Raw genomic sequence first — 22266 nt, 5'->3', positions numbered from 1 at the left:
GTTGCTCCTGAGATCAGGGTAGATCATTGCCGGTCGATGGCACGGCTGACATGCCCAGCCAGTGCTCCAGCATGGCCAGCAGCTCATCGCGCTTGACCGGCTTGGCCATGTAGTCGTCGGCGCCCGCGGTGATGCACTTCTCGCGATCACCCTTCATGGCGTGCGCAGTGAGGGCGATGATCGGGATCACGCAGCCATGTTCCTGCTTGAGCAGGCGTGTCGCGGTATAGCCATCCATGTTGGGCATCGCCATGTCCATCAGGATCAGGTCGAAGGGCTCACGCTGGTAGCTGGCGATGGCCTCGACCCCATCGGTGGCCGAGCTGACCTGCAACCCGGCCTCGTCGAGCAAGGCGGTCAGCGCGTAGACGTTACGCACGTCGTCATCGACCAGCAGAATGCGTCGTCCCTGCAGGCTGCCGGCCTGGGGATCGGCCTGCTGCGGCGCCCGCACGTCGCCCAGGAAGCCCTGCACCGCCTGGCACAGCGCCTGGGTATCGTCGCCATGCTTGCGCACCACCACGGCACTGTAGCGGCGCAGGCGCTGCAGGGTCTGCTGGGTCACGTCCACCCCGGTATTGATGACGATGCGCGTCCCCTGCAATGAGCGCATCTGGTTGAGGCTGTCGAGCAGCGCGAAGCCGTCCTGGTCGGGCAGGTCCAGGTCGATCACCAGCGCGCAGAACTGCCCCTGCGCATACGCCAGGCGCGCCTGCTCGCCGTCGGCGCACGCGCAGACCTTGAACCCCAGCGCGGTCAGTTGCTCGCGGTAGTGCTCGCGCTCCACATCCACGTCCTCGACCAGCAGCAGCGCCGCCTCCTGCGCCGCACCATGCTGCAGTTCGATGAAGACCTGCTCCAGCTCGTCGGTGCCGATCGGCTTGACCAGGTAGCGCGTGCCGTCGTCGTTCCAGCCCGCCGGCTGCGGTACGCAGGAGATGATGTGTACCGGTGTATGACGATGCGTCGGCTGCGCACGCAGTCGCCGGAACAGCTGCCAGCCACTGAGATCCGGCAGGAGGATGTCGAGGATCACCGCATTGAACGACTCCTGCTGCAATACCCCCAGCGCCTGCAGGCCGGTGCGGCAGTGGACGCTGGAGAAGCCGTGGGAATGAGCTTCCTCGGCGATCACCGCAGCGAAATTGGCGTCATCCTCGACGATCAGCAACGGCGGCCCCTCGCCGGCGCGTTGCGGCCCTTCGACAGGCGCCTCGACATTCATCGGCGCGACCTGCACCGGCAACCTGACGGTGAAGGTGGAACCCTGCCCCGGCGCGCTCTGCAGGCTGATGTCGCCATCCAGCGCCAGGACCAGCTGGCGGGTGATCGCCAGCCCCAGGCCGGTACCGCCGAAACGGCGGTTGGTGGAACCGTCGATCTGCTGGAAGGCCTGGAAGATCTGCTCGTGCTGCGCCGGATCGATGCCGATCCCGCTGTCCCGCACGCTGAAGCACAGCAGCTCGCGCTCGTCGTCCTGGCGTCCCTCGCTGCTGACGGTCAGGGTGACCTCGCCGTGGTCGGTGAACTTCAACGCGTTGGACAGCAGGTTGCGCAGGATCTGGTGCAGGCGCACGCGGTCGGTATGGATCACGCGCGGCACACCGGCGTCGAGCTGCGTATGCAGACGCAGGCCCTTGAGTTCGGCCATCGGCCGCAGGCTGGCATCCAGTTCCACCAGCACGTCCTGCATGTTGATCGGCTCGAGCTTGAGCTGCATGCGCCCGGATTCGACCTTGGCCAGGTCGAGCACATCGTTGATCAGCTGCAACAGGTCGCTGCCGGCACGGTGCACGATGTCGGCATGCTTGCTCTGTTTCTCCGTCAGGTTGCCCGCCAGGTTCTGCCGCAACTGGTCGCTGAGGATCAGAATGCTGTTGAGCGGCGTGCGCAGCTCATGCGACATGTTGGCGAGGAACTCGGACTTGTAGCGGTTGGCCAGCAGCAGTTGCTCGGCCTGCTCGCGCAGTTTCTGTTCGGCGGCCTTGCGCTCGCTGATGTCGATGATCACCGCCTGCACCAGGCTCTCGTCGCCACTGCGAATGGGCGAAAGGCCCACCTCCAGGGGGATCATCCGCCCCTCGCGATGCAGGCCGAACAGCTCGCGATTACCGCCCATGCGCCGTTGCTCGGGCATAGCCTGGTAGCCACGGCGCATAGCCACATGGCTACCGCGCTGTGCCGCCGGCAACAGCATCTCGACCGGCTCACCCAGCAGCATCTGCCGCTCGTAGCCGAACAGCAGCTCGGTCTGGCGGTTGACCATGGCGATACGACCGAGCCCGTCGACCAGCAGGATGGCGTTGGGCGATGCCTCCACCACCAGACGGAAGCGCTCCTCCGCCACCTTGCGCGCACGCAGATCGACCAGGTTGATCAGGTAGCTGCTGCCCTCGTGCAACGGGTTCAGGCTGATGCTGACCGGAATCGACTCGCCACGCAGGGTACGCACCGTGCGTTCGTCGCTCTCGGCCAGCTGTTGCTGCAGGTCCTTGGGCGATTCGATATTGGCCAGCATGCGCAGCACCGATTCGCCAGGCAGCGCGTTCAGCGGGCAGTCGAACAGCTCCGCGGCGCTGCGGTTGGCCATCTCGATCCGCCCCTCGGCGTCGCAGAGCAGCGTGGCGACCGGCAGGCGCTCGACCAGCAGGCGGAAGCGTTCCTCGCGCTCCTGCAGGGCCTGCCCTGCCATCTCGCTGATGTTCAGCTTGCGTTCACGCTGATAGAGGAAGCCGCCGAACAGCAGCGACAGCATCAGAGCGGCGACCAGACCCGCCCAGAGCCCCAGTGTGCCGGTTCGATCGATCAGGCTGCGCTCGTACTCCGGCGTGCCGAATACCTCCAGCTGCCAGGTACGGCCATACAACGACAGCTCCTGCTGATAGCTGAACAGCGGCGACCAGTCGTTGACGCCGACCTCCTGGCTGAGCAGCTGCAGATCGGTGGCCCGGGGGTCCTTGAGCTGGATGTCGAACAGCCGCGTCTGCCGTCCGAGAATCCCCTCGATGAGGTCGTGGCTGCGAAACGCACCGTGGACGAGTCCCAGCAAGGCGGCCCGGCGCTGTTCGGCGGAGTTGACCGGCACGCCCGGACGATACACGGGCAGATAGAGCAGCACGCCGGACTGGACGTTGACATCCACCTCCTGACGCAGCACCAGCGGCCCGCTCAGGCTCGCCTCACCGGTATCGACACTGCGCTCGACCGCCGTGCGACGAACCGTCTCGCTGAGCATGTCGTAGCCGAGCACGCGCCTGTTGCGCCAATCCAGCGGGCTGACGTAGTCGATCGGCAGATAGTGCTCGCGATCGCCACTCGGGAAGATCTGGTAATCGAAGCGGCCGTCGCCCTTCACCTCAGCGGCGAAGTCAGCCAGTTGCTCGGGCGTCAGGTAGCGTGACCAGGCGACAGCCTGGATGCCTGGATAGCGGTCCTGCAGCTGCAGCTGGTCCACCGCTCGCTCCCACTCCGCGAGCGTGACCTGGTCACTGCCGATCATCAGGCCTGCGATACCCCGCAGCACCATCTCGTAGGCCTGCATGCGCGCCAGCACACGCTGGCCGATGTCCTGGGCCTCCTGCTGGAAGCCCCTCTGGCTCTCCTCCCGCGCACGCTCCTGCAGGGTGTTCCACTGCCAGAAGATCAGGCCACTCAGCCCCAACATGAGGCCAAGCGCCACCAACAACGGTGTCCAGGGCCATGGCGGCCGCTTGACAGCTCTGTCGTCCATTCACACTCCTTCGGTCATCCAGAACCAACACCGACAGCCGAGCTGTCCGTGGGTTTTACAGAACCATAAAAAGCATTCTAGTCAGGTTTTGAATGACTGGCCTTTTGCCAGGGGAGATACGACAGGCGGTCAGAAAACGCGAAGATGGCGCCAGCCCGGCGGCGAACGCTCTGCAGCCGCGGCCACAAAAAAGCCCCCGGAACGGGGGCTTTCGTCAGCCTGGCGGCGCCTCAGAGCGGGCGCAGGTTGATCTCGACACGGCGGTTCTGCGCACGCCCCGCCTCGCTGGCGTTGCTCGCGATCGGCTGGCTCGGGCCGGCGCCGTAAGCGGAGATGCGCTGGCCCGGCACGCCGTTGGCCGTCAGGTAGTTGGCCACGCTCTGCGCGCGACGCTGCGACAGGCTCTGGTTCAGTTCCTGGGAACCGGTGCTGTCGGTGTGGCCGACGATGTTCACCCCGTTCTTGTCGAACTCCTTGAACACCAGCACCAGCGAGTTGAGCGTCGGGTAGAAGCCGCTGGAGATGTCGGCGGAATTGCTGGCGAAGGTGATGTTACCCGGCATGATCAGCTTCAGATCGTCGCCGTTGCGCTGGACCTGCACGCCGGTGCCCTGCAGGGTCTGGCGCAGCTTGGCTTCCTGGGTGTCGACGTAGTAGCCGTAGCCACCGCCGGCCGCGCCACCGACGGCTGCACCGATCAGCGCGCCCTTGGCACGATCCTTCTTGCTCGAGGTCGCCGCACCGATCACCGCGCCGGTCACCGCGCCGACACCGCCATAGATACCGGCTTTACCAGCCTGCTGCTCACCGGTGTAGGGATTGGTGGTGCAGCCAGCCAACATGGCCATGAGCGCAGTGGCTGCGATCAGATTACGCCTAGTTTTCATAAGGTTTCCTTTGAGATTTCTTCTGGTATCGGGCAGACATGCCGCAGTCTTCGAGCGCCTCGAGGGCCGCGAAGTTCAACCCTAGCTTAGCAGCCGGCGCATGCCAGAACTGCGACACAGGGCCAATCCGGCCAGTCGTTGCGCAGGAGTCACTGCACGCCCGGCAGCGGCCGCAGGGTCACTTCGACACGCCGGTTCTGCGCCCGGCCCTCGGCCGTGGTATTGCTTGCCAGCGGTTGGTCCGGTCCCATGCCCCGGGTGCTCAGGCGACCCGGATCGACGCCCTGCGCCAGCAGGTAGTCCGCGACGCTCTGCGCCCGGCGCTGCGACAGGTCCATGTTGTAGGCGTGCGAACCCGTGCTGTCGGTGTGGCCGACGATCTCGATACTGTTCTGGTTGTACTGGCGAAACGAGTTGGCCAGGTTGTTCAGCGGCTGATAGAAGCTGCTGGATATCTGTGCCGAGTCGGTAGCGAAGGTGATGTTGCCGGGCATGACCAGCTGGATCACGTCGCCCTGGCGCTGCACCTCCACACCAGTGCCCTGCATGCTGCGGCGCAGCTCTTCTTCCTGCTTGTCGGCGTAGTAGCCGTAGCCCGCCGCAGCGGCACCGGCGACGGCAGCGCCGATCAGCGCACCCTTGCCTCGGTTGTCGTGGTTGATCAAGGCGCCGGCCGCGGCGCCCGCAAGCGCCCCGATACCGCCATAGGTGGCGGCCCGGTTGGAGCTGGGGGCGCTCTGGTCATAGGGATTCTGCGAAGCGCAGCCGCCCAGCAGCAGCGCGGAGGAACACAGGGCAATCAGTGTCGAGCGGAACATGAAGGCATCTCCATGAACGGGGGATGATGGCCTTTTGATCGGTATTCGCTCGATTAGTGCCCCGTCAGGCGCGAATAAAGGGGTTCTCGCGCATCTCGTCGCCCAGTCGTGTGTCGGGACCATGGCCGGTCACCACCGTGGCCTCTTCATCCAGACGATACAGGCGCTGTTTGATCGAGCGCTCGATGGTGGCGTAGTCACCGCCCCACAGGTCGGTACGGCCGATGCCCCGGCGGAACAGCGTGTCCCCCGCGATCAGCAACTTGGCCTCCTCGAACCAGAAGCTCATCGAGCCGGGCGTGTGCCCGGGTGTATGCAGGGCCACGCCACAGCCGCAGGCCAGCTCCTCGTCGTCATCCAGCCACTGGTCCGGCGCCGGCACCGGCGTGTAGGGCACGCCGAACATGCTGCACTGCATCTCCAGGTTGTCCCAGAGGAACTGATCCTCCTTGTGCAGGTGCAGCGTCGCTCCGGTCTTCTCCTTCATCTGCCCGGATGCGAGGAAGTGATCGAGGTGGGCATGGGTGTGGATGATGCTCACGACCTTGAGCCCGTGGACATCCAGGCGCGCCATGATCAGATCGGGGTTGCCGCCCGGATCGACCACGATGGCCTTCTTCGTCAGCGGATCACCGATGATGGTGCAGTTGCACTGCAGCGGGCCGACGGGAAAGGTTTCGCGGATCAGGGCTGGGCGTTCGGCGGTGCTCATCAGGGGGCCTCGTTGCGGTAGTCGACGGGCAGTTTACCGGTCCACTTGCGGAATGCACGACGGAAGTTGGACGGGTCACTGAAGCCCAGCAGCTGCGCGATTTCATACAGCGGCAGGTGCGTGGTGGTCAGGTACTGCAGGGCCAGGCGCCTGCGCACGTCATCCAGCACCTGCTGATAGCTGGTGCCCATCTGCGCCAGGTGCCGGCGCAGGCTGCGGCCGCTGGTGTGCAGGGCGCTTGCCGCGCTGTCCAGATCGGGAAAGTCGCCAGGGCGAGCGAGCAACAACCGGCGCACGCGCGTGAGCAGGCCATCCTGCACATCGAGGCTGGCCAGCAGCGCCTCGCACTGCTGCTCGCACATCTGCACCGTGGCCGGGTTGGCCAGCGCCATCGGGCGCTGCAGGTAGTGCCGGGGCAGACGCAGCCAGTGGCAGGGCTGCTCGAACTGCGCAGCGACGCCGAACACCTCGGCATAACGCCCGGCATAGTCCGGTGCGGCATGGGCGAAGCCGACCGCAAGGCCCTGCAGCGCTTCGCCCAGGAGAAAACGCGCGATGGTGTGGATGCTGGTCAGCAGCCCCTCGGCGGCAAAACGCGACTGCGGCCCCATGGGGAACGACTCGACCGCACGCAGTTCCATGGCATCGCCCTGCTCCACCAGCTCGAGGTCGAAGGCCAGGCCCAGCACGCGGTAATACTTCAAGGCGAACTGCAGCGCCTTGCCCAGATCCGCGCTGGACAGCACGGCATAGCCGAGGATGCCATGGGTGGAAACGTTGAGCCGCTGCCCCAGCACCAGGCCGAGCGCCGGTTCTCCACAGCGCTCCAGTGCGGCCTGGGTGAGCAGGTGGAAATCGAGGAAGGACAGGCGGCCATTGGGGCTGCCCAGTACTTCGGGGCGGACCCGTGCGGCGGCGAACAGCTCGGCGCGTGCCTGGCCCAGTTCTTCGGCCAGCGCCAGCAATGCCTCGGCGTAGGCCACGGGCACCAGTTCGGCGGTGAGGTTGAGGGCGTGCTTCATCGAGGGGTTGTTCCGGCGACTGGCCGTAAATGACCGTCCTGAACGCAGACCTTAACCCAGCACATCGCTGTTCGCGGCCGCACTGCCCCCCTAACTTTCTGCTGGAAAAACGCACTGGCCAGATATGACTGTCACCTTGGCTGTTACGAACCTGTGACGAGCCGCGCATGGCGCTCATAGTGGACGCCAGTCAAACAGCGCAATGGAGCCCTCATGGCCAGCACCACACCGGAAGGATTGCAGATTCGCCCCAGACACATGGACTTCGATCTGCCCAACCCGCTGCCGCGCCACTGGAACGGCGGCGACGCCTTCAAGACCCACCTGTTCGATGCCATGTCGGTGTTGTTTCCCGACGGCGAACGCTTCTTCATCGATTCGGTGCGCCACTTCCGCGACCGCATCGACGACCCGGTGCTCAAGGAGCAGATTCGCGGCTTCATCGGCCAGGAGGGCCATCACAGCCGCGAGCACCTCGAGTACAGCCAGCGCCTGCGTGACCTGGGTTACAACGTCGAGCGCATCGAGAAGCGTGCCCGCGCGCGCATCCGCTACACGCAGAAGAAGTTCTCGCCGCAGCGGCAACTGGCGGCGACCGCCGCACTGGAACACATCACCGCGATCATGGCCGACGGCCTGCTGAGAAACGACGTGCAGATGGCCGACGCGCATCCGACCCTGGCCCGTCTCTGGCGCTGGCATGCGCTGGAGGAGACCGAGCACAAGGCCGTGGCCTTCGACGTCTACAACCAGGTGTGTGGCAGTCGCAAGCTGCTGCGACGGGCAATGCTCATGGGCACCTTCTTCTTCGTGCTCGATACCACCCGTGGCCTGGCGCACATGCTCAAGGTCGACGGCCTGCTGTGGAACTGGCGCGTATGGCGCGACGGCATCCGCTGGATGTGGGGCAAGGAAGGTGTTTTCCGCCCGTTGATCGGCACCTATCTGGACTTCTTCAAGGACGGTTTCCACCCCTGGGAGCATGACAATCTCGACCTGCTGCACGCCACCCGCGAAGAGTTCGACGGCAGCCCGCAGCAGGCCAGTGCCGCCTGAGGCGCTGCCGCAGCCAAGTGATGCGTGAAAAAGCCCGGCTCTGGCCGGGCTTTTTCATGTCCAGTGCGCGCTCAGCCCTTGAGGAACCTCATCGCATCGGCGGCGCTCTGCTCGGGAATTTCCTCCATGGGGATATGCCCGACGCCGGCATAGACCTTGACCTCGATCCCCGGCAGATCACGCTGCCACAGCGGCACGTGACGGGGCGAAATCCAGCGGTCGCGTTCGCCCCACATCAGCAAGGTCGGTGCCTGGATCTGCGCGACCCGCTCGGGCGTCGCGTGCAGCTCCTCCTTGTTGACCTTCAGCAGCACACGGAAGATATCCATCATGCCGCGGCGATTGCCCGGCCTGCGTGACAGGTCGTAGTAGCGATCGACCACACCGGGCTTGATACGCCCCGGCTCGCCATAGACCTCCTTGATGCCCTGGGCGATCAGCGCGCGCGGCATCCACATCGGCATGGCCAGGGTGGCGCCAGGCAACGCCGCGGCGGCAATCATCCAGGGCACCTTGCGCATGGGGTAGCCGGCCGGATCGATGAGCACCAGCTTGCCCACACGCTGCGGCTGGACCAGGGCGAAGTTCCAGGCGATGTAGCCGCCCAGGGAGTTGCCGGCGATATCGGCCTTCTCCACCTGCAAGTAATCGAGCAACAGGCCCAGCACGTGGATCATGCGCTCGGCCGAGTAGCGGCCATCACGTGCGGGCCCGGTCAGACCGAAGCCCGGCACGTCGAAGCGGATGATGCGGTAGTCGGGCGCGAATGCCTGCACCCAGGCGTCCCAGGTATGCAGCGAGGCGACCACGCCATGGATCATCACCAGCACCGGCTTGCCACGACTGCCCTCGTCCCGGTAATGGATGTTGAAGCCGTCGAGTTCGATGTAGCGTGAGCCCTGCTGCGCATTGCCGTAACGCTCCTTGAGGCGCTCCAGGGGCAAGGCGCCGAAGCCCAGGCGGGCGAAACCGGCAGCGAGCGGCGGTTGCAGGGACAGGCTGTTGGCGGTCATGCACGGTACCTCGATCTTGTTGTAGGTAACGTGCATCAGAGCATGAGTCGCGCTGCGTTAGTGCCCAACCTTGGGACTGTTCCCGCTCAGCATGGGCATAGCGACGCGATCAGCAGATCCCCCAGGACGGTCTTGGCCTGCTCGATCTCCACGCGGCTGGCGTTGCGCCCGAGCAGGTCGAGGGAGGCCGCCTCGAGCGCCCAGATCAGCGCCTGGTAAACCAGCGGATCGCGCGGTGCGAGCTCGGGCTCCAGACGCTCGACCAGCAGCCGCAGCATCTCCTGGTGCGCTCGCTGGCGATGGACCGCCAGCGGCGACTGCGCACGCAAGGCTTCCTCCTGCATCAGGCGAATGATCGGCCCGACCGCCAGGTGATAGTCGAAGAAGCGCCCGACCATCGCCCGCAACCACTCCTGCGGGCTCCCGGCGACCTGCTGCATCTCGCGAAAACGCGCGAGCAACAGCTGCACCGAAGTCTGGTAGATGCCTTCGAGCACCTGTGCCTTGTTGGCGAAGTACTTGTAGAAGGTTCGACGCGACACCTGCGCAGCGTCCAGCAGGTCGTTGACCGTCGCCTGCTCCACCCCCTTGCGGGCGAACACACCGATGGCCGCCAGCTGGATGTTGGTACGTTGCAGATGGCCGACCAGCGGCCCCTCGCCGCCTTCGCCCTGTTGCGAGGCTAGCGCGCCGTAACCGCCCAGGTCCTCGAATACCGCCCGTATCGCACCGTGCCCGGCCAACTCGTCCATGCCCCGTCCCAACCAAGGCGCGGGTGACGTGACCGCGCCAGCTGAGTACTCTGGAGCCGCCTTCAACCGCGGAAATCGAATGTGTCCCCGACCCTAGCACGTCGCCTGTCCTGGCCGCTGGCCATCCTTTTGCTGGTCTGGTTGTCGCCGGTTACGGCGGCCGAGCTGTTCTACCTCGGCCAGCGCATCCCGGATATCCACACCCCCTGGCGCAGTGGCGACTACCGGCAACTGCGCGAGGCGCTGGAGAAGATCGACGGGACGCAGGCCAATGCCTTGCCGCGTCGCAGTGGCGAATTCACCGGGCCGATCTACCAGCGCATGGTTTCCCCGGAGAATTTTCGCCCGCAGCTGAACATCTACGCGCCCCTGGAGCTGCGCCAGAACGAGGCACGCGAGGTGCTGTTCGAACTCAAGGAGCTGATGCGCCTGTACTTCGACTTCCGCGCCCGGCAACAACCCTACGCCGCCGAAGCGCTGGGGCTGATGACCTACTCGCTGCGCCAGCAGGCCATTCTCTTCACCCTCACCACCGAGTTCTGGATGACCCTGTCGCAGGGCGAGCAAAGCAACCCGGTGCGCCTGCAGGGCCTGCAGGAAACCAAGGCCGCAGCGGCCATGCTCGGCGGCAGCGCCCTGGACTACCTGGAGCTGACCCAGGCCTTCGGCCGCGACGAGCTGTTGCTCTACAGCGCCGAGCTGAGCCAGCAGCTACCCGAGCTGTTCGTGCATCTGCCGGTCGAGGTGCAGGCACAACTGCTGGCCCGCCTCGAAGGCCTGGCCAGCGGGCATCGCTACCCGCAGGTGCGGCAGGACATGAGCACCTTGCTACCGGTCCTGCAGATGATCCACCAGGACGTGCAGACCCAGCTGGCGCAACCGGCAAAACCGGCGAAGAAGGCGCCCAGCCTGGACCTGTCGGCGCCGGACTCAGTGCAGTAGGCCAAGGCCCTTGGCGCGGGCGACCGCCTGGGTACGCCGCTCGACCCCGAGCTTGCTGTTGATGTGGCGGGCGTGCGTCTTGACGGTGTGCAGGGAGATGAACAGCCGCTCGCTGATTTCCTGGTTCGAGCAACCACGCGCGATCAGCTGCAGCACGGCCAGCTCGCGGCTGCTGAGCTTTTCCGCCAACGGCTCCTGCTCCAGCTCGGGCTCGACGACGAACTGCGCCGCCACCGGCAACTGGGCCAGCAACTCGTCACGCAGCGGGCTGGGCGGACGCGCCAGCAAGCGCTCGCGCAACCAGTGCGGCTGATGCTGCAGTAGCTCGACGAACGGCAGCAACGCCCCGCCCTGAGCGGCATCCAGGCAGCTATCTAGCTGTTGCTGCGCCTCGCGCTCACGCCCGGTCTGCTTCAACAGTTGCGCCAGCTGCGCCTGCGCCATCAGACCAACCAGTTGCCCGCCCAGCCCCTGGGCACGCTGCGGCAACGCTCGCAAGCGCCGCTCGGCGTTGTCCACGGCGCCCTGCAGACGCTCCAGCGCGGCGTGCTGCAGGTCGATGTGCATGGCGAGCTGCGGGTGGAACTCCGGCGCCAACGCCCGCCCCTGATCGCCGTAGGTTTCCGCAAGCTGTGGCAGCCAGGCTGCGGCCAGTTCGACCTGGCCCTGACGCAGCCACAGCTCACACTTGATCAGCGTGATCATCGCCAGGTAGTAGATCGCAGGCACATCCCAGACATGCATCAGACGCTCGGCCTCGCCGAGCAGGGCAAATGCCTCGGCAGGACGCTCCTCGCGCCCTTCCAGGCAGGCCAGCACGCAATAGCCGATCAGCACGCCGACATCACGACAGGCACGGGCCTCGGCGATGCCCGCACGTAGATGCTCGGCCGCCCGGGCATCCAGACGCAGGCTGAGCAGATAGCCCTCGTACAGGGTCAGCCGCGCACGCACGGAATAGCTGCGCTGGGTCGGCAGCCGCTGCACCAGCAGCAAGCCCTGATGCACTTCGTCCTGCGCTCGCAACACCTCACCACGGGCCTGCAGTACGCGGGCACGCTCGTAATGCGCGAGGGCCTCGAACAACGGGTTGCCGATACGCTGCGCCAGCTCCAGCGCATCGCGATTCAGTCCCCGCGCACGCCACAGGTCGCCATGCACCATGGCCAGGTTGGACAGCGCCGACAGGCACAGGAAATGCGGACCGTAGCGTTCGCCAGGCAGACAGGCCAGGGCTTCGCTGCACTGCCGCTCGGCCCGTGCCCCATCGCCACGGCCACGGGCGATCACGCCATCGAGGGCCTGCCACTGCGCCAGCAGGCTGCACTGGCTGGCCGCATCGGCAGCGGGCAGGAATCGCCCGAGCTGCTCGAGCAACTCCTGCGCCGCATCCAGCTGACAGGCCAGCGCCAGGGCCCAGCCATAGAGCATGATCAGTCGTGGGGTACTGGCCAGCAGGTCGTCCGGCAGGTTGGTTTTCCAGCGCAGCAGCATGGCGACGTTCTGCTCGGCGAGCATCTTCTCTTCCGAGAGGTTCTGCACCAGGCTGGCCGCCACATCAGCCTGACCGGCCACCAGGGCCTGCTCGATGGCAGAGTCCAGCATGCCCTGCGCGGCGAACCAGCGGCAGGCACGCAGATGCGCACCGCCACGCGAAGCATTCGAGCCATCCGCGGCACGCGCATTGAGCAGGTCGGAGAACAGGTGGTGGTAACGAAACCAGTTGCCCTGCTCGTCGAGCGGCACCAGGAAGACCTGATTGGCCTGCAACTGGCGGATGATCGCAGCGCTGTCGTGGCTGTCGCGCACCGCATCGCACAGATCGGCGCAGAAGCGCTCGAGGCACGCGGTGTCGTAAAGGAACTGCTGCACCTCGGCGGGCTGGCGCTCGATCACCTCTTCGAGCAGGTATTCGCGGATCAGCCCCTCACCGCCGTGCAGCTGCAGACAGGCTCCCGCCCCCAGCTCCTCGGAAGCCAGCAGCCAGAGGCGCAGGCCGGCGATCCAGCCCTCGCTGCGCTGCAGGATACCGGCCACCTGCTGCCGCTCCAGGCGCGTGCCCTGGCTCGCCAGCAATGCATCCAGCTCCGCTGCGGTGAGGCGCAGATCCTGCTCGTTGAGTTCGAGCAACTGCCGCGACAGGCGCAGGCGCGCCAGGTGCCAGTCGGGTCGCTGACGACTGGTGACCAGCAGCAGCACACCGGGCGGCAGGTGATTGAGGAAGAACTGCAGGCAGCGATCGAGAACCGGCCCTTGCGCCAGGTGATAATCGTCCAGCACCAGCAGCAGCGGCTGGCCATCGTCCAGTTGCCGAGTCAGTTCATCGAGCAGGCCGTCGAGCCACTGTTCGAAGGCGAAGGGCTGATGGCGCTGGCGCATTTTCAGCAGGCCAAGGGCGTCCTCGCCAAGGCCCGGGTACGACTGCTGCAGGCCTTGCAACAGCCGTTCGAGGAAGCGCCCGGGATCACGATCCCGCTCGCTCAGGCCCAGCCAGAGGCTGCGCCAGTGATTCGGCAGGCGTTCGCAGAATTCGATCGCCAGCGAGCTCTTGCCAAAGCCGGCAGGCGCGCTGACCAGCAGGAGGCGTCCTTGCAGTCCTTCCTCGAGGCGCTCGCACAGCCTGGGCCTGGGCATGTGCCCGGCCGGCAGCGGTGGCCGATAGAAACGCGCCTCCGCCGGCGTAGCCGGTGCATAGGGGAAGGCTGGGGAGCGGGAAAGGTCTGTCATCGGCCGATTCTTGGAAGTCTTCTGTCTGGGGCTCGATCTGAGCTCAGCCTAGCGACTTGCAGTGGCCTTTAGAAGCGCTTGCTACAGTCCGTAACGAAAAAGCCGGCACAAGGCCGGCTTTTTCGTGGTGCGTGCAACTATCAGCGAACGCCCGCCTGGCGCAGGGCCGCTGGCGTGTAGTCGCTGCTGGAGGCCTTGTAGTTGAAGTCGTAGGCCTGTTTCTCCTCGTTCTTCATACCCAGGGCCAGGTAGCGACCGGACAGCAGGTCGTACAGCGCTTCCAGCGTGTACCACGGCACTTGCTTGTCGTAGTAGTACTGGGCATGCGCCTCGGCTACGCGCCACAGGGTGCCACGACCGTCGTAGTGGTCGATCAGCGCCGCTTGCCAGGTATCCTCGTCGAGGTAGAAGTCGCGCTTGGCATAGATGTGGCGCTCACCCTGCTTGAGGGTCGCGGTCACATGCCATACGCGGTGCAGCTCGTAGCGAGTCAGGTCCTGGTTGATGTGGCCAGCCTTGATGATGTCTTCGTACTTCAGGCTCGGCGAGTCCAGCTTGTAGGCGTTGTAGGGGATGTAGATCTCCTTCTTGCCTTCGAGCTTCCAGTCGTAACGGTCCGGCGCGCCGTTGTACATGTCGAAGTTGTCGGAGGTACGCAGGCCGTCAGCCGCAGTCCCCGGACCATCGTAGGACACCTGCGGGGCACGCCGCACACGACGCTGACCGGCGTTGTACAGCCACGCCAGACGCGGCTCCTTCACCTGGTTGAGGGTTTCGTGCACCAGCAGCACGTTACCCGCCAGGCGCGACGGAGCGGTCACGCGCTGCTTGAAGTAGAACAGGACGTTGCTTTCCTTGCTCGGGTCGAAGTCGGTCAGCGCGTCACGGAAGGTGAACTCGTCCTGGAAGTAGACCAGCGAGTAGGAACCGCTGGCCTGCGGGGTCGCCTGAGTGACCAGACGGCGCACGCTGCCACCGCGGTAGCGGGTGATGTGGTTCCAGATCGCTTCCAGGCCGTTCTGCGGAATCGGGAAGGGGTTGGCGGTCTGGAAGTTCTCCAGGCCGTTGCCACCCTCGACCATCTTGGTGTTGACCGCATTCTGCTTGGCCGCCTCGATCACCGCTGGTGGCAGGCTCGCCGAACGATGGCTCGGGTAGACCGGCATCTTGTAGCTGTCGGGGTAGCGCTTGAACATGGCCAGCTGGCCAGGCGTCAGCTTGTCCTTGTACTGGTCGACGTTCTGCGCGGTGATGGTGAACAGCGGCTGCTCGTTGGCGAACGGGTCGGACAGGAAGCCCTTGCCGTCGACGGTGCCGGCATTGGCCGGCAGGCCGCCGGTCCAGGCCGGAATCGAGCCATCGGCATTACCGGCCATCTCGGCGCCAACCGGGGTCAGCGTGTTACCCAGCTTCGCCGCCTCGTCCGGCGACACCGCCGCCATCACGCTGGTGGCCAGCAGAGACAGGGTCAGGATGCCGCTTTGCCACAGTTTTTTTGTTGTTTTCGTTTGCATCTTCATTCCTCGAAATTCCTGGCCGCTTAGAAGTTCACGCCGAAGCTGAGCGCAACGAAGTCACGGTCAATTGCAGTGTTGTATTTGCCACCGAAGAAATCGGTATAGGACAGACTGGCCGTGTACATATTCTGGTACTCGGCATCCAGCCCCAGGCTGACGGCTTTAGCCCCCTCATTGAACAGGCCATTAGGACCGTAGCCGTTCACGTCATGCGACCAGGAAACACTGGGCTTGAGGTTCACACCGGCGAAAACGTCCGGATAGTCCCAGATTGCGCGCGCACGGTATCCCCAGGAGGTGCTGGTTACAAAGCCGTCATCTTCACAGTACTTGCTGACATTCTCGGCACTGGCGCTGCCCAGGGTGCTGGTGTTCAGCGCACGGCAGGTATTGACAGGCCCAGTTGCAGGCAGAGGACCTGGGCCAAATACCGGGTCACGGCCATAACGCAGGTCATTTGAGTTCTCCAAGCCTCCGACGTGCACCACACCGATCTCACCGACCAGAGTCAGGCGGCTTGCGCCCATTACCTGATCGAAGAAGTGAGTGAAGGTGGTCTGGAACTGGGTGATTTCTTTACGGCGGTAGCCATTGACCTCATCACCAGGCTGCCCGTCGATCAGGGACGCATTGGGGAAGATGGAGACCCCGAGCGGACGAACACCCGCAAACAGGATATCGGTAGTGTTCAGCAGAACAGGCGCATTGGGTCGGTAGCTGATTTCACCGCTCCAGGCAGTACCGGTAGGCAGAGTGGTCGAGAAACTCAGGCCATAAAGGCGGATATCTTCCGGGTACTCGAGGAAGTAGGTGGAGTTACCGGCCACCACCAGCGGTGCCGCCGCACCTGTAAGCCCTGCGGTGGCATAAACGTCAGCACCCGGGGCGGCGGCGCTGAACGCCGGCGTGCGGCTGTGGTAATTCATGAAGTAGAGGCCGAATTCGGTATCCAGCTCCTCAGCGAAATAGCGGAAGGCCGCGCCCCACTGACCGCTGTCACGAGCGTCTCTATCACCGCTGCGTCGAACCAGCACGCCCTCGGAGTTCTGGTCGATCACCAGGTCCGGGCGTCCAAGAAGATTGGTCAGTGCGTTGTTGACCGACGCGCCGGCTGCCAGGTTGTTGCTCAGTACTCGCAGATTGTTGTCGCAACCATCGGCAATGATGTCTGGCTGGGCAAAGAAGGTGCCGCAGTTGTCGACGACCGTCTGATCCCATTCCAGTTGGTAGAAAAGCTCAGCCGACAAGTTGTCGGTCAGGCTTTGCGACACGTAGAACATGTTGACCGGAATCAGGCCTTCCTTGATTTCCGCGCCAGGACGGCGGAATGCAGCCGCATCAATCGGGTTGATGGAGTTGATGCTGTTCTGGATGAAGGTACTTTCACCCCAGCTCACCACCTGCTTACCCAGGCGCACCGAACCCGGCTGGTTACCGATCGTGTAGTTGTGATAGATGAATGCGTCGAGGATTTCGGCACCGGAGGCCTGCGCGGCGGTTTTCCGGTTGCTGTCGTCGATGTCCTTGAACAGGCGGCTCTCGTCCTTCAGCTCGAAGTCGTACCAGTACTTGCCTCGAACGAATACCCCGGTGTCTCCGTACTTCAGTTCGAGATCATGGATACCTTTGAAGATCTTCGAGAAGGTCTCGCCTTTCTTGAAGTTGAGATGACTGTCGTCGGTGGTCTGGGACAGGCCATCACCACCGTTGTTCACGCCGATCAGGTCCTTGTCGGCTCCGCGTACGGACCAGCTGGCACCCACAGACAGCGACGAATCGAACTGACCTTCGATCTCACCGATATTGAAAGTGACGCCGAATGCCGGAGCGGCAAGGGTGGAAGCGAGGCTGACGGCCAGCGGAAGTTTCGCCAAACGCCAGTAGGGTTTTGTTCTTGTTGTCATCGACGCTACTCCATGTGTTTTTTGTTATGGATGCTTGGACTATAGCCAGCGGGTACTACTGCTTGATCCCTCGAAAGTGTGATTTGCAGTCCCCAGGCACTCTGGCTCGCAGGTTTCACGTCCTGCGCCTAGCCAAGCATGGACGCGAAACAGCAATTAGCAAGCCAAACGCTTGTTTGACCGGGCGGTCACTTTCACCGCCCAGCCAGTGCGCCGCTCACAACGTGGAGAGAAATGCGCTGCCCGCCTCCTGCCACTGGGCGATTTCGACGCGAATACGCTTCTTGTCCAGTTTGCCGACGCTGGTCTTGGGAATTTCGGTAACAAGGGCGATCTGCGAAGGAATGGCCCACTTGTTGATGTGCCCCTGCTCGACGAAAGGCTTGAGGTGCTCCTTCAGCCCCTTGGCATCCAGCGCCTCGCCGTCACGCACCACCAGCAGGGCGAACGGCCGCTCGCCCCACTGCGGATCGGGCACGCCCACCACCGCCACTTCGCGCACGGCAGCGTGACGACTGATCAGGTCTTCCAGTTCGAGCGAGGAAATCCACTCGCCACCGGTCTTGATCACGTCCTTGATGCGGTCGCGAATCTCGATGAAACCCATGCCATCGATGGTCGCCACATCCCCCGTGTGCAGCCAGCCGTGGGCCCAGAGCTCCTCGCCTTTCTCCGGTTCGCGGAAGTACCCCTGGGTCAGCCACGGCGCACGCAGCACCAGCTCACCCTGCGCCTCGCCGTCGCTCGGCAACAGCTTGCCCTCATCGTCCATGATCGCGGCTTCCACCAGCGGCACCGGGATACCGGCCTTGATGCGGTACGCCGTGCGCTCATCCTCGCTGCCCGCACGCAGCTCCTCGTTGAGGTAGGCGCAAGAGATCAGCGGACAGGTCTCCGACATGCCATAGGCGGCCGTCAGCTGGATGCCGCGCGCCTTGGCCGCCTCGTACAGCGAACGGTTGAGCGCACTGCCACCGATGATCATCTTCATGCCACCGAAGTCATGCCCTTGCGCCCCCGGTGCGCCCAGCACCATCTGCAGGATGGTCGGCACGCAGTGGGAGAAGCTGACCTTCTCCTCCTTGATCAGGCGGCAGAGCATGTCCGGCTCGTAGCGGCCGGGGTACACCTGCTTGACCCCGAGCATGGTCGCCACGTAGGGCACACCCCAGGCATGCACGTGGAACATCGGCGTGATCGGCATGTAGACGTCGTCATTGCCCAGCAGGCGAATGCTGTCCAGCCCCCCCATGGTGGCGGCCATGGACAGGGTGTGCAGCACCAGTTGGCGGTGGGTGAAGTACACCCCCTTGGGGTTGCCGGTGGTGCCGGTGGTGTAGAAGGTCGTGGCCACCGAGTTCTCGTCGAAGTCGGCGAAGTCGTAGCGGGGGCAGGCGGCGGACAGCAGGCTTTCGTACTCGCCGACGAGCCCTGGCAGCTCGGCACTGCGCTCATCGCCATCGGTCAGCAGCAAGGTCTTCTCGACGGTGGTCAGCTGCCCGGCAATGCCGTTGTAGAGGGCGACGAATTCGCTGTTGACCAGCACGAAGCGGTCTTCGGCATGGTTCATGGTGTAGAGGATCTGGTCCGGCGACAGGCGGATATTGATGGTGTGCAGCACCGCGCCGAGCATGGGGATGGCGAACATGCACTCCAGGTAACGGTGGCTGTCCCAGTCCATCACCGCCACGGTGTCACCGGGCTTGACCCCTGCCTCGCTGAGCACGTTGGCCAGACGCGCGACCCGCTCGTTGAAGGTCGCGTAGCTGTAGCGCAGCTTGTCGCGATAGACGATCTCGCGGGTTTTCTCGTAGCGGCTGCCGGACAGCAGCAGGCGCTTGATCAGCAGCGGATAGGCGTGAGCGTTTTCAGCGGGAGGGATCAGTCGAGTCTGCAGCATGAAGTCACCTTGAGGCACGCTAGGGTTTGGTATCCAGCGACTCTAGAACGGTGCCTGTACAGGGAAATCAGCCCAAAGAATGATTTGCCGCGTGACCCTATTTAGAATCCTGGTCACGAGTTAGAATCGACACCACGCAAACGTATAAAAACAGACTTTACCAAGCCCCATCTTCGTTCGAGGTAACACCATGTCCGATATCGTCATCGTCAGCGGCGCCCGCACCCCAATGGGCGGTTTCCAAGGCAGCCTGGCCAGCGTAGCAGCCGTCGACCTGGGCGCGGCCGCCATTCGCGAAGCGGTCAAGCGCGCCGGGATCGAGGCGGCCGACGTGCAGGAAGTGATCATGGGTTGCGTCCTGCCTGCCGGTCTCAAGCAGGGCCCGGCGCGCCAGGCGTCGCTCAATGCCGGTCTGCCGGCGGCCACCGGCTGCACCACCATCAACAAGCTGTGCGGCTCGGGCATGAAGGCCGTGATGATGGCGTTCGACTCGCTGAAGGCCGGCAGCAACCAGGTGATGATCGCCGGCGGCATGGAGAGCATGTCCAACGCGCCGTACGTCCTGGAGAAGGCCCGCACTGGCTTGCGCATGGGTCATGGCGAGATCAAGGATCACATGTTCCTCGATGGCCTGGAGGACGCCCGTACCGGCCGCCTGATGGGCTCCTTCGCCCAGGAGACCGCAGACCAGTACGGCATCACCCGCGAGGAGATGGACGCCTACGCCATCGAATCGCTGCGCCGTGCCCAGGCCGCGATCCACGACGGTTCGCTGGCGAACGAGATCGTGCCGGTCACCGTGACCTCGCGCAAAGGCGAGGTGATCGTGAAGGACGACGAACAGCCGCTGACCGCCAACCTGGACAAGATCCCCGCGCTGAAGCCCGCCTTCAAGAAGGACGGCACCATCACCGCGGCCAACGCCAGCTCGATCTCCGACGGCGCCAGCGCGCTGCTGCTGATGACTGCCGAAGAAGCGGCTAGACGCGGCCTCAAGCCGCTGGCCAGGGTCGTGGCCCACGCCACCCAGAGCCAGGACCCGAGCGAGTTCACCCTGGCCCCTATCGGTGCGATGAGCAACCTGCTGAAGAAGACCGGCTGGAACAAGGACGAAATCGATCTGTTCGAGATCAACGAAGCCTTCGCCATGGTGACCATGCTGGCGATGCGCGAACACGGCCTGGATCACGCCAAGGTCAACGTCTTCGGCGGTGCCTGCGCCCAGGGACACCCCGTCGGCTCGACCGGCTCGCGCATCATCCTCACCCTGATCAACGCCCTGCAGGCGAAGGGCGGCAAGCGTGGCGTCGCCTCGCTGTGCATCGGCGGCGGCGAGGCCACAGCCGTCGCCATCGAACTGCTGTAACCCCGCCCCTCAAGAAAAAGCCCCGCAACTGCGGGGCTTTTTCGTTCAGCGCATCTCGGTGAACGCCAGCTTCACGCCGATACCGACCAGCACCGCGCCCATCAGTCGATCGAACCAGTGGCCCATGCGTGCGAACCCCGCGCGCACCCGCTGCTGACTGAACAGCCAGGCCACCAGGCAGAACCAGAATGCGGTCGCCAGCGCCAGGTAGAGGCCATAGCCCGCCTGCACGGCGATCGGGGTATGCGGGTTGATCACCACGGTGAACAGCGAGAGGAAGAACAGCGTCGCCTTGGGGTTGAGCCCGTTGGTGACGAAGCCGGTGACGAACGCACCGCGCCCGCTGCGCTCGCCGGCGGCCAGGTTCAGTTCGGCACTGCCCGGTTCAGCCGGGCGGGCACGCAGAGCCTTGACCCCGATGTACAGCAGGTAGGCCGCCGCCAGCCACTTCAGCGCGTTGAACAGAACGATGGACTGCGACACGATCAGGCCGATGCCGAGCAGCGAATAGGTCACGTGCACCAGAATGCCGGTGCCCACGCCAAATGCCGTGAACAGCCCCGCACGGCGACCATAGCCGACGCTCTCGCGCACCACGATGGCGAAATCGGGGCCCGGGCTGGCCACCGCCAGCAGGTGGATCAGGGCGACGGTGAGAAATTCACTCCAGTACATGGCGGCTCCGCATCGGTGATGAAGGTCTGGTAGGCTCGCCAATCTACTCTTGCGACCCTCCTGCGAAAAGGTACAGCTGATGAGCAACAGCCCACGCGCCGTCTTCCTCGACCATGCTTCCCTCGACCTCGGCGACCTCGACATGCAGCCGATGCGACAGGCCTTCGCCGAGCTGACCCTGCATGCCCATACGGCGCCGGATCAGGTCGCCGAACGCCTGCAAGGTGCACAGGTTGCCATCAGCAACAAGGTGCCGCTGGACGCCGCCACATTCGACGCCTGCCCGGATCTGCGACTGGTCCTGGTCACCGCCACCGGTACCAACAACATCGACCTGAACGCCGCCAAGGCCCATGGCGTGACCGTCTGCAACTGCCAGGGCTACGGCACCCCCTCGGTGGCCCAGCACACGCTGATGCTGCTCCTGGCACTGGCCACGCGCCTGCCCGACTACCAGCGTGATATCGCGGCAGGTCGCTGGCAGCAGGCCAGCCAGTTCTGCCTGCTGGATCACCCCATCGTCGAACTCGAAGGCAAGACCCTGGGCATGCTTGGCCACGGCGAACTGGGGGGCGCGGTCGCCCGCCTGGCCGAAGCCTTCGGCATGCGTGTGGTGCTCGGCCAGCTACCCGGTCGCCCTCCGCGCGCCGACCGCCTGCCGCTGCACGAACTGCTGCCGCAGGTCGATGCACTGACCCTGCACTGCCCCCTCAACGAACAGACACGCAACCTGATCGGCGCAGCCGAACTGGCGCTGATGAAACCACGCGCCTTCCTGGTCAACACCGCACGCGGCGGCCTGGTGGATGAACAGGCACTGGCCGACGCACTGCGACGCGGCCACCTGGGCGGCGCGGCGACCGATGTCCTGCTGCAGGAACCGCCGAAGGACGGCAACCCGCTGCTGGCCACTGACATTCCCCGCCTGATCATCACCCCGCACAGTGCCTGGGGCAGCCAGGAAGCACGCCAGCGTATCGTCGGCCAGGTGGTGGAGAACGCCGCCGGCTTCTTCGCCGGTGCGCCGCTGCGAGTCGTCGGGTAACAGGCCGCTGAAAACGCAGGCGAGACGACAAGACAAGGCCCATGGCAGCCCCGCAAAAGCGGCCGAAACACCGCACAGCGGATTAGCCGCCACGGGCTGGCCCGAAGGGCGAACGTAGAGAGTGAGGAGCATTGGGCGCGCTTCGTTCGCCCCTTCCGGGCTGCGCTGAAGCCGGTTCGGCCTCTGGCTATGAGGCTGAT

16 protein-coding genes are annotated in these 22266 nt (G+C 64.7%); 4 read left to right on the top strand and 12 right to left on the bottom strand.

From position 1 onward, the window contains the following. Positions 1-13: 13 nt before the first annotated feature. The 5 genes from E4487_RS02610 to E4487_RS02590 all read right to left on the bottom strand — a co-directional run bounded on the left by E4487_RS02610 (position 14) and on the right by E4487_RS02590 (position 7169). On the bottom strand, positions 14-3730 hold the full coding sequence (locus E4487_RS02610; protein WP_175252660.1) for a response regulator: 3717 nt from the start codon (positions 3728-3730) through the stop codon (positions 14-16). Between the two features lie 230 nt (positions 3731-3960). Continuing rightward, a complete protein-coding gene (locus tag E4487_RS02605) occupies positions 3961-4617 on the bottom strand; it encodes an OmpA family protein (protein ID WP_037050901.1) in 657 nt (218 codons plus the stop codon). A gap of 149 nt (positions 4618-4766) precedes the next feature. Continuing rightward, entirely contained in the window at positions 4767-5435 is a 669-nt protein-coding gene (locus E4487_RS02600) for an OmpA family protein (RefSeq protein WP_134675660.1), read from the bottom strand. 64 nt (positions 5436-5499) lie between these two features. Continuing rightward, positions 5500-6147: an MBL fold metallo-hydrolase gene (locus E4487_RS02595; RefSeq protein WP_134675661.1), complete on the bottom strand. Its 648-nt coding sequence runs from the start codon at positions 6145-6147 to the stop codon at positions 5500-5502. Next, positions 6147-7169 (bottom strand): AraC family transcriptional regulator, encoded by a 1023-nt coding sequence (locus E4487_RS02590; RefSeq protein ID WP_134675662.1) that lies wholly within the window; start codon positions 7167-7169, stop codon positions 6147-6149. The genes E4487_RS02595 and E4487_RS02590 overlap by 1 nt, the downstream gene beginning before the upstream one ends. A 213-nt stretch (positions 7170-7382) precedes the next feature. Here E4487_RS02590 and E4487_RS02585 point away from each other — a divergent pair, with 213 nt between their 5' ends. Further along, complete coding sequence (locus tag E4487_RS02585; protein ID WP_134675663.1) at positions 7383-8225, top strand: metal-dependent hydrolase; 843 nt, start codon at positions 7383-7385, stop codon at positions 8223-8225. 71 nt (positions 8226-8296) lie between these two features. Here E4487_RS02585 and E4487_RS02580 read toward each other — a convergent pair whose 3' ends face one another. Then, on the bottom strand, positions 8297-9238 hold the full coding sequence (locus E4487_RS02580) for an alpha/beta fold hydrolase (protein WP_134675664.1): 942 nt from the start codon (positions 9236-9238) through the stop codon (positions 8297-8299). An 86-nt stretch (positions 9239-9324) separates the two neighbouring features. Continuing rightward, positions 9325-9990 carry a TetR/AcrR family transcriptional regulator gene (locus E4487_RS02575; RefSeq protein WP_037050912.1) on the bottom strand — a complete coding sequence of 222 codons (666 nt, stop codon included), beginning with the start codon at positions 9988-9990 and terminating at the stop codon, positions 9325-9327. 81 nt (positions 9991-10071) lie between these two features. Here E4487_RS02575 and E4487_RS02570 point away from each other — a divergent pair, with 81 nt between their 5' ends. After that, on the top strand, positions 10072-10932 hold the full coding sequence (locus tag E4487_RS02570) for a hypothetical protein (protein WP_134675665.1): 861 nt from the start codon (positions 10072-10074) through the stop codon (positions 10930-10932). Here E4487_RS02570 and E4487_RS02565 read toward each other — a convergent pair. From E4487_RS02565 to E4487_RS02550, 4 genes are all read right to left on the bottom strand, one after another. Beyond that, positions 10921-13659 carry a LuxR C-terminal-related transcriptional regulator gene (locus tag E4487_RS02565; protein WP_175252659.1) on the bottom strand — a complete coding sequence of 913 codons (2739 nt, stop codon included), beginning with the start codon at positions 13657-13659 and terminating at the stop codon, positions 10921-10923. The two genes, E4487_RS02570 and E4487_RS02565, sit on opposite strands and share 12 nt — an antisense overlap. Positions 13660-13799: 140 nt before the next feature. Next, positions 13800-15173: a DUF1329 domain-containing protein gene (locus E4487_RS02560; RefSeq protein ID WP_061241609.1), complete on the bottom strand. Its 1374-nt coding sequence runs from the start codon at positions 15171-15173 to the stop codon at positions 13800-13802. Between the two features lie 26 nt (positions 15174-15199). After that, entirely contained in the window at positions 15200-17080 is a 1881-nt protein-coding gene (locus E4487_RS02555) for a DUF1302 domain-containing protein (protein WP_134675667.1), read from the bottom strand. Positions 17081-17297: 217 nt separating this feature from the next. Continuing rightward, on the bottom strand, positions 17298-18980 hold the full coding sequence (locus tag E4487_RS02550; protein WP_134675668.1) for a fatty acid--CoA ligase: 1683 nt from the start codon (positions 18978-18980) through the stop codon (positions 17298-17300). A 190-nt stretch (positions 18981-19170) separates the two neighbouring features. Between E4487_RS02550 and E4487_RS02545 the strand changes: the two genes are divergently transcribed. Continuing rightward, positions 19171-20346, top strand: coding sequence for an acetyl-CoA C-acyltransferase (locus E4487_RS02545; RefSeq protein ID WP_047588054.1), 1176 nt, complete (start codon positions 19171-19173; stop codon positions 20344-20346). 45 nt (positions 20347-20391) lie between these two features. Here E4487_RS02545 and E4487_RS02540 read toward each other — a convergent pair whose 3' ends face one another. Beyond that, a complete protein-coding gene (locus E4487_RS02540) occupies positions 20392-21021 on the bottom strand; it encodes a LysE family translocator (protein ID WP_037050923.1) in 630 nt (209 codons plus the stop codon). A gap of 79 nt (positions 21022-21100) precedes the next feature. Between E4487_RS02540 and E4487_RS02535 the strand changes: the two genes are divergently transcribed. Continuing rightward, positions 21101-22066 carry a 2-hydroxyacid dehydrogenase gene (locus tag E4487_RS02535; RefSeq protein WP_134675669.1) on the top strand — a complete coding sequence of 322 codons (966 nt, stop codon included), beginning with the start codon at positions 21101-21103 and terminating at the stop codon, positions 22064-22066. Positions 22067-22266 lie beyond the last annotated feature (200 nt).

Origin of the sequence: Pseudomonas sp. BMW13 (genome assembly GCF_013357275.1) — a bacterium.
GTDB lineage: Bacteria > Pseudomonadota > Gammaproteobacteria > Pseudomonadales > Pseudomonadaceae > Aquipseudomonas > Aquipseudomonas khazarica.
This window is presented reverse-complemented; position numbering and strand designations above follow the sequence as displayed.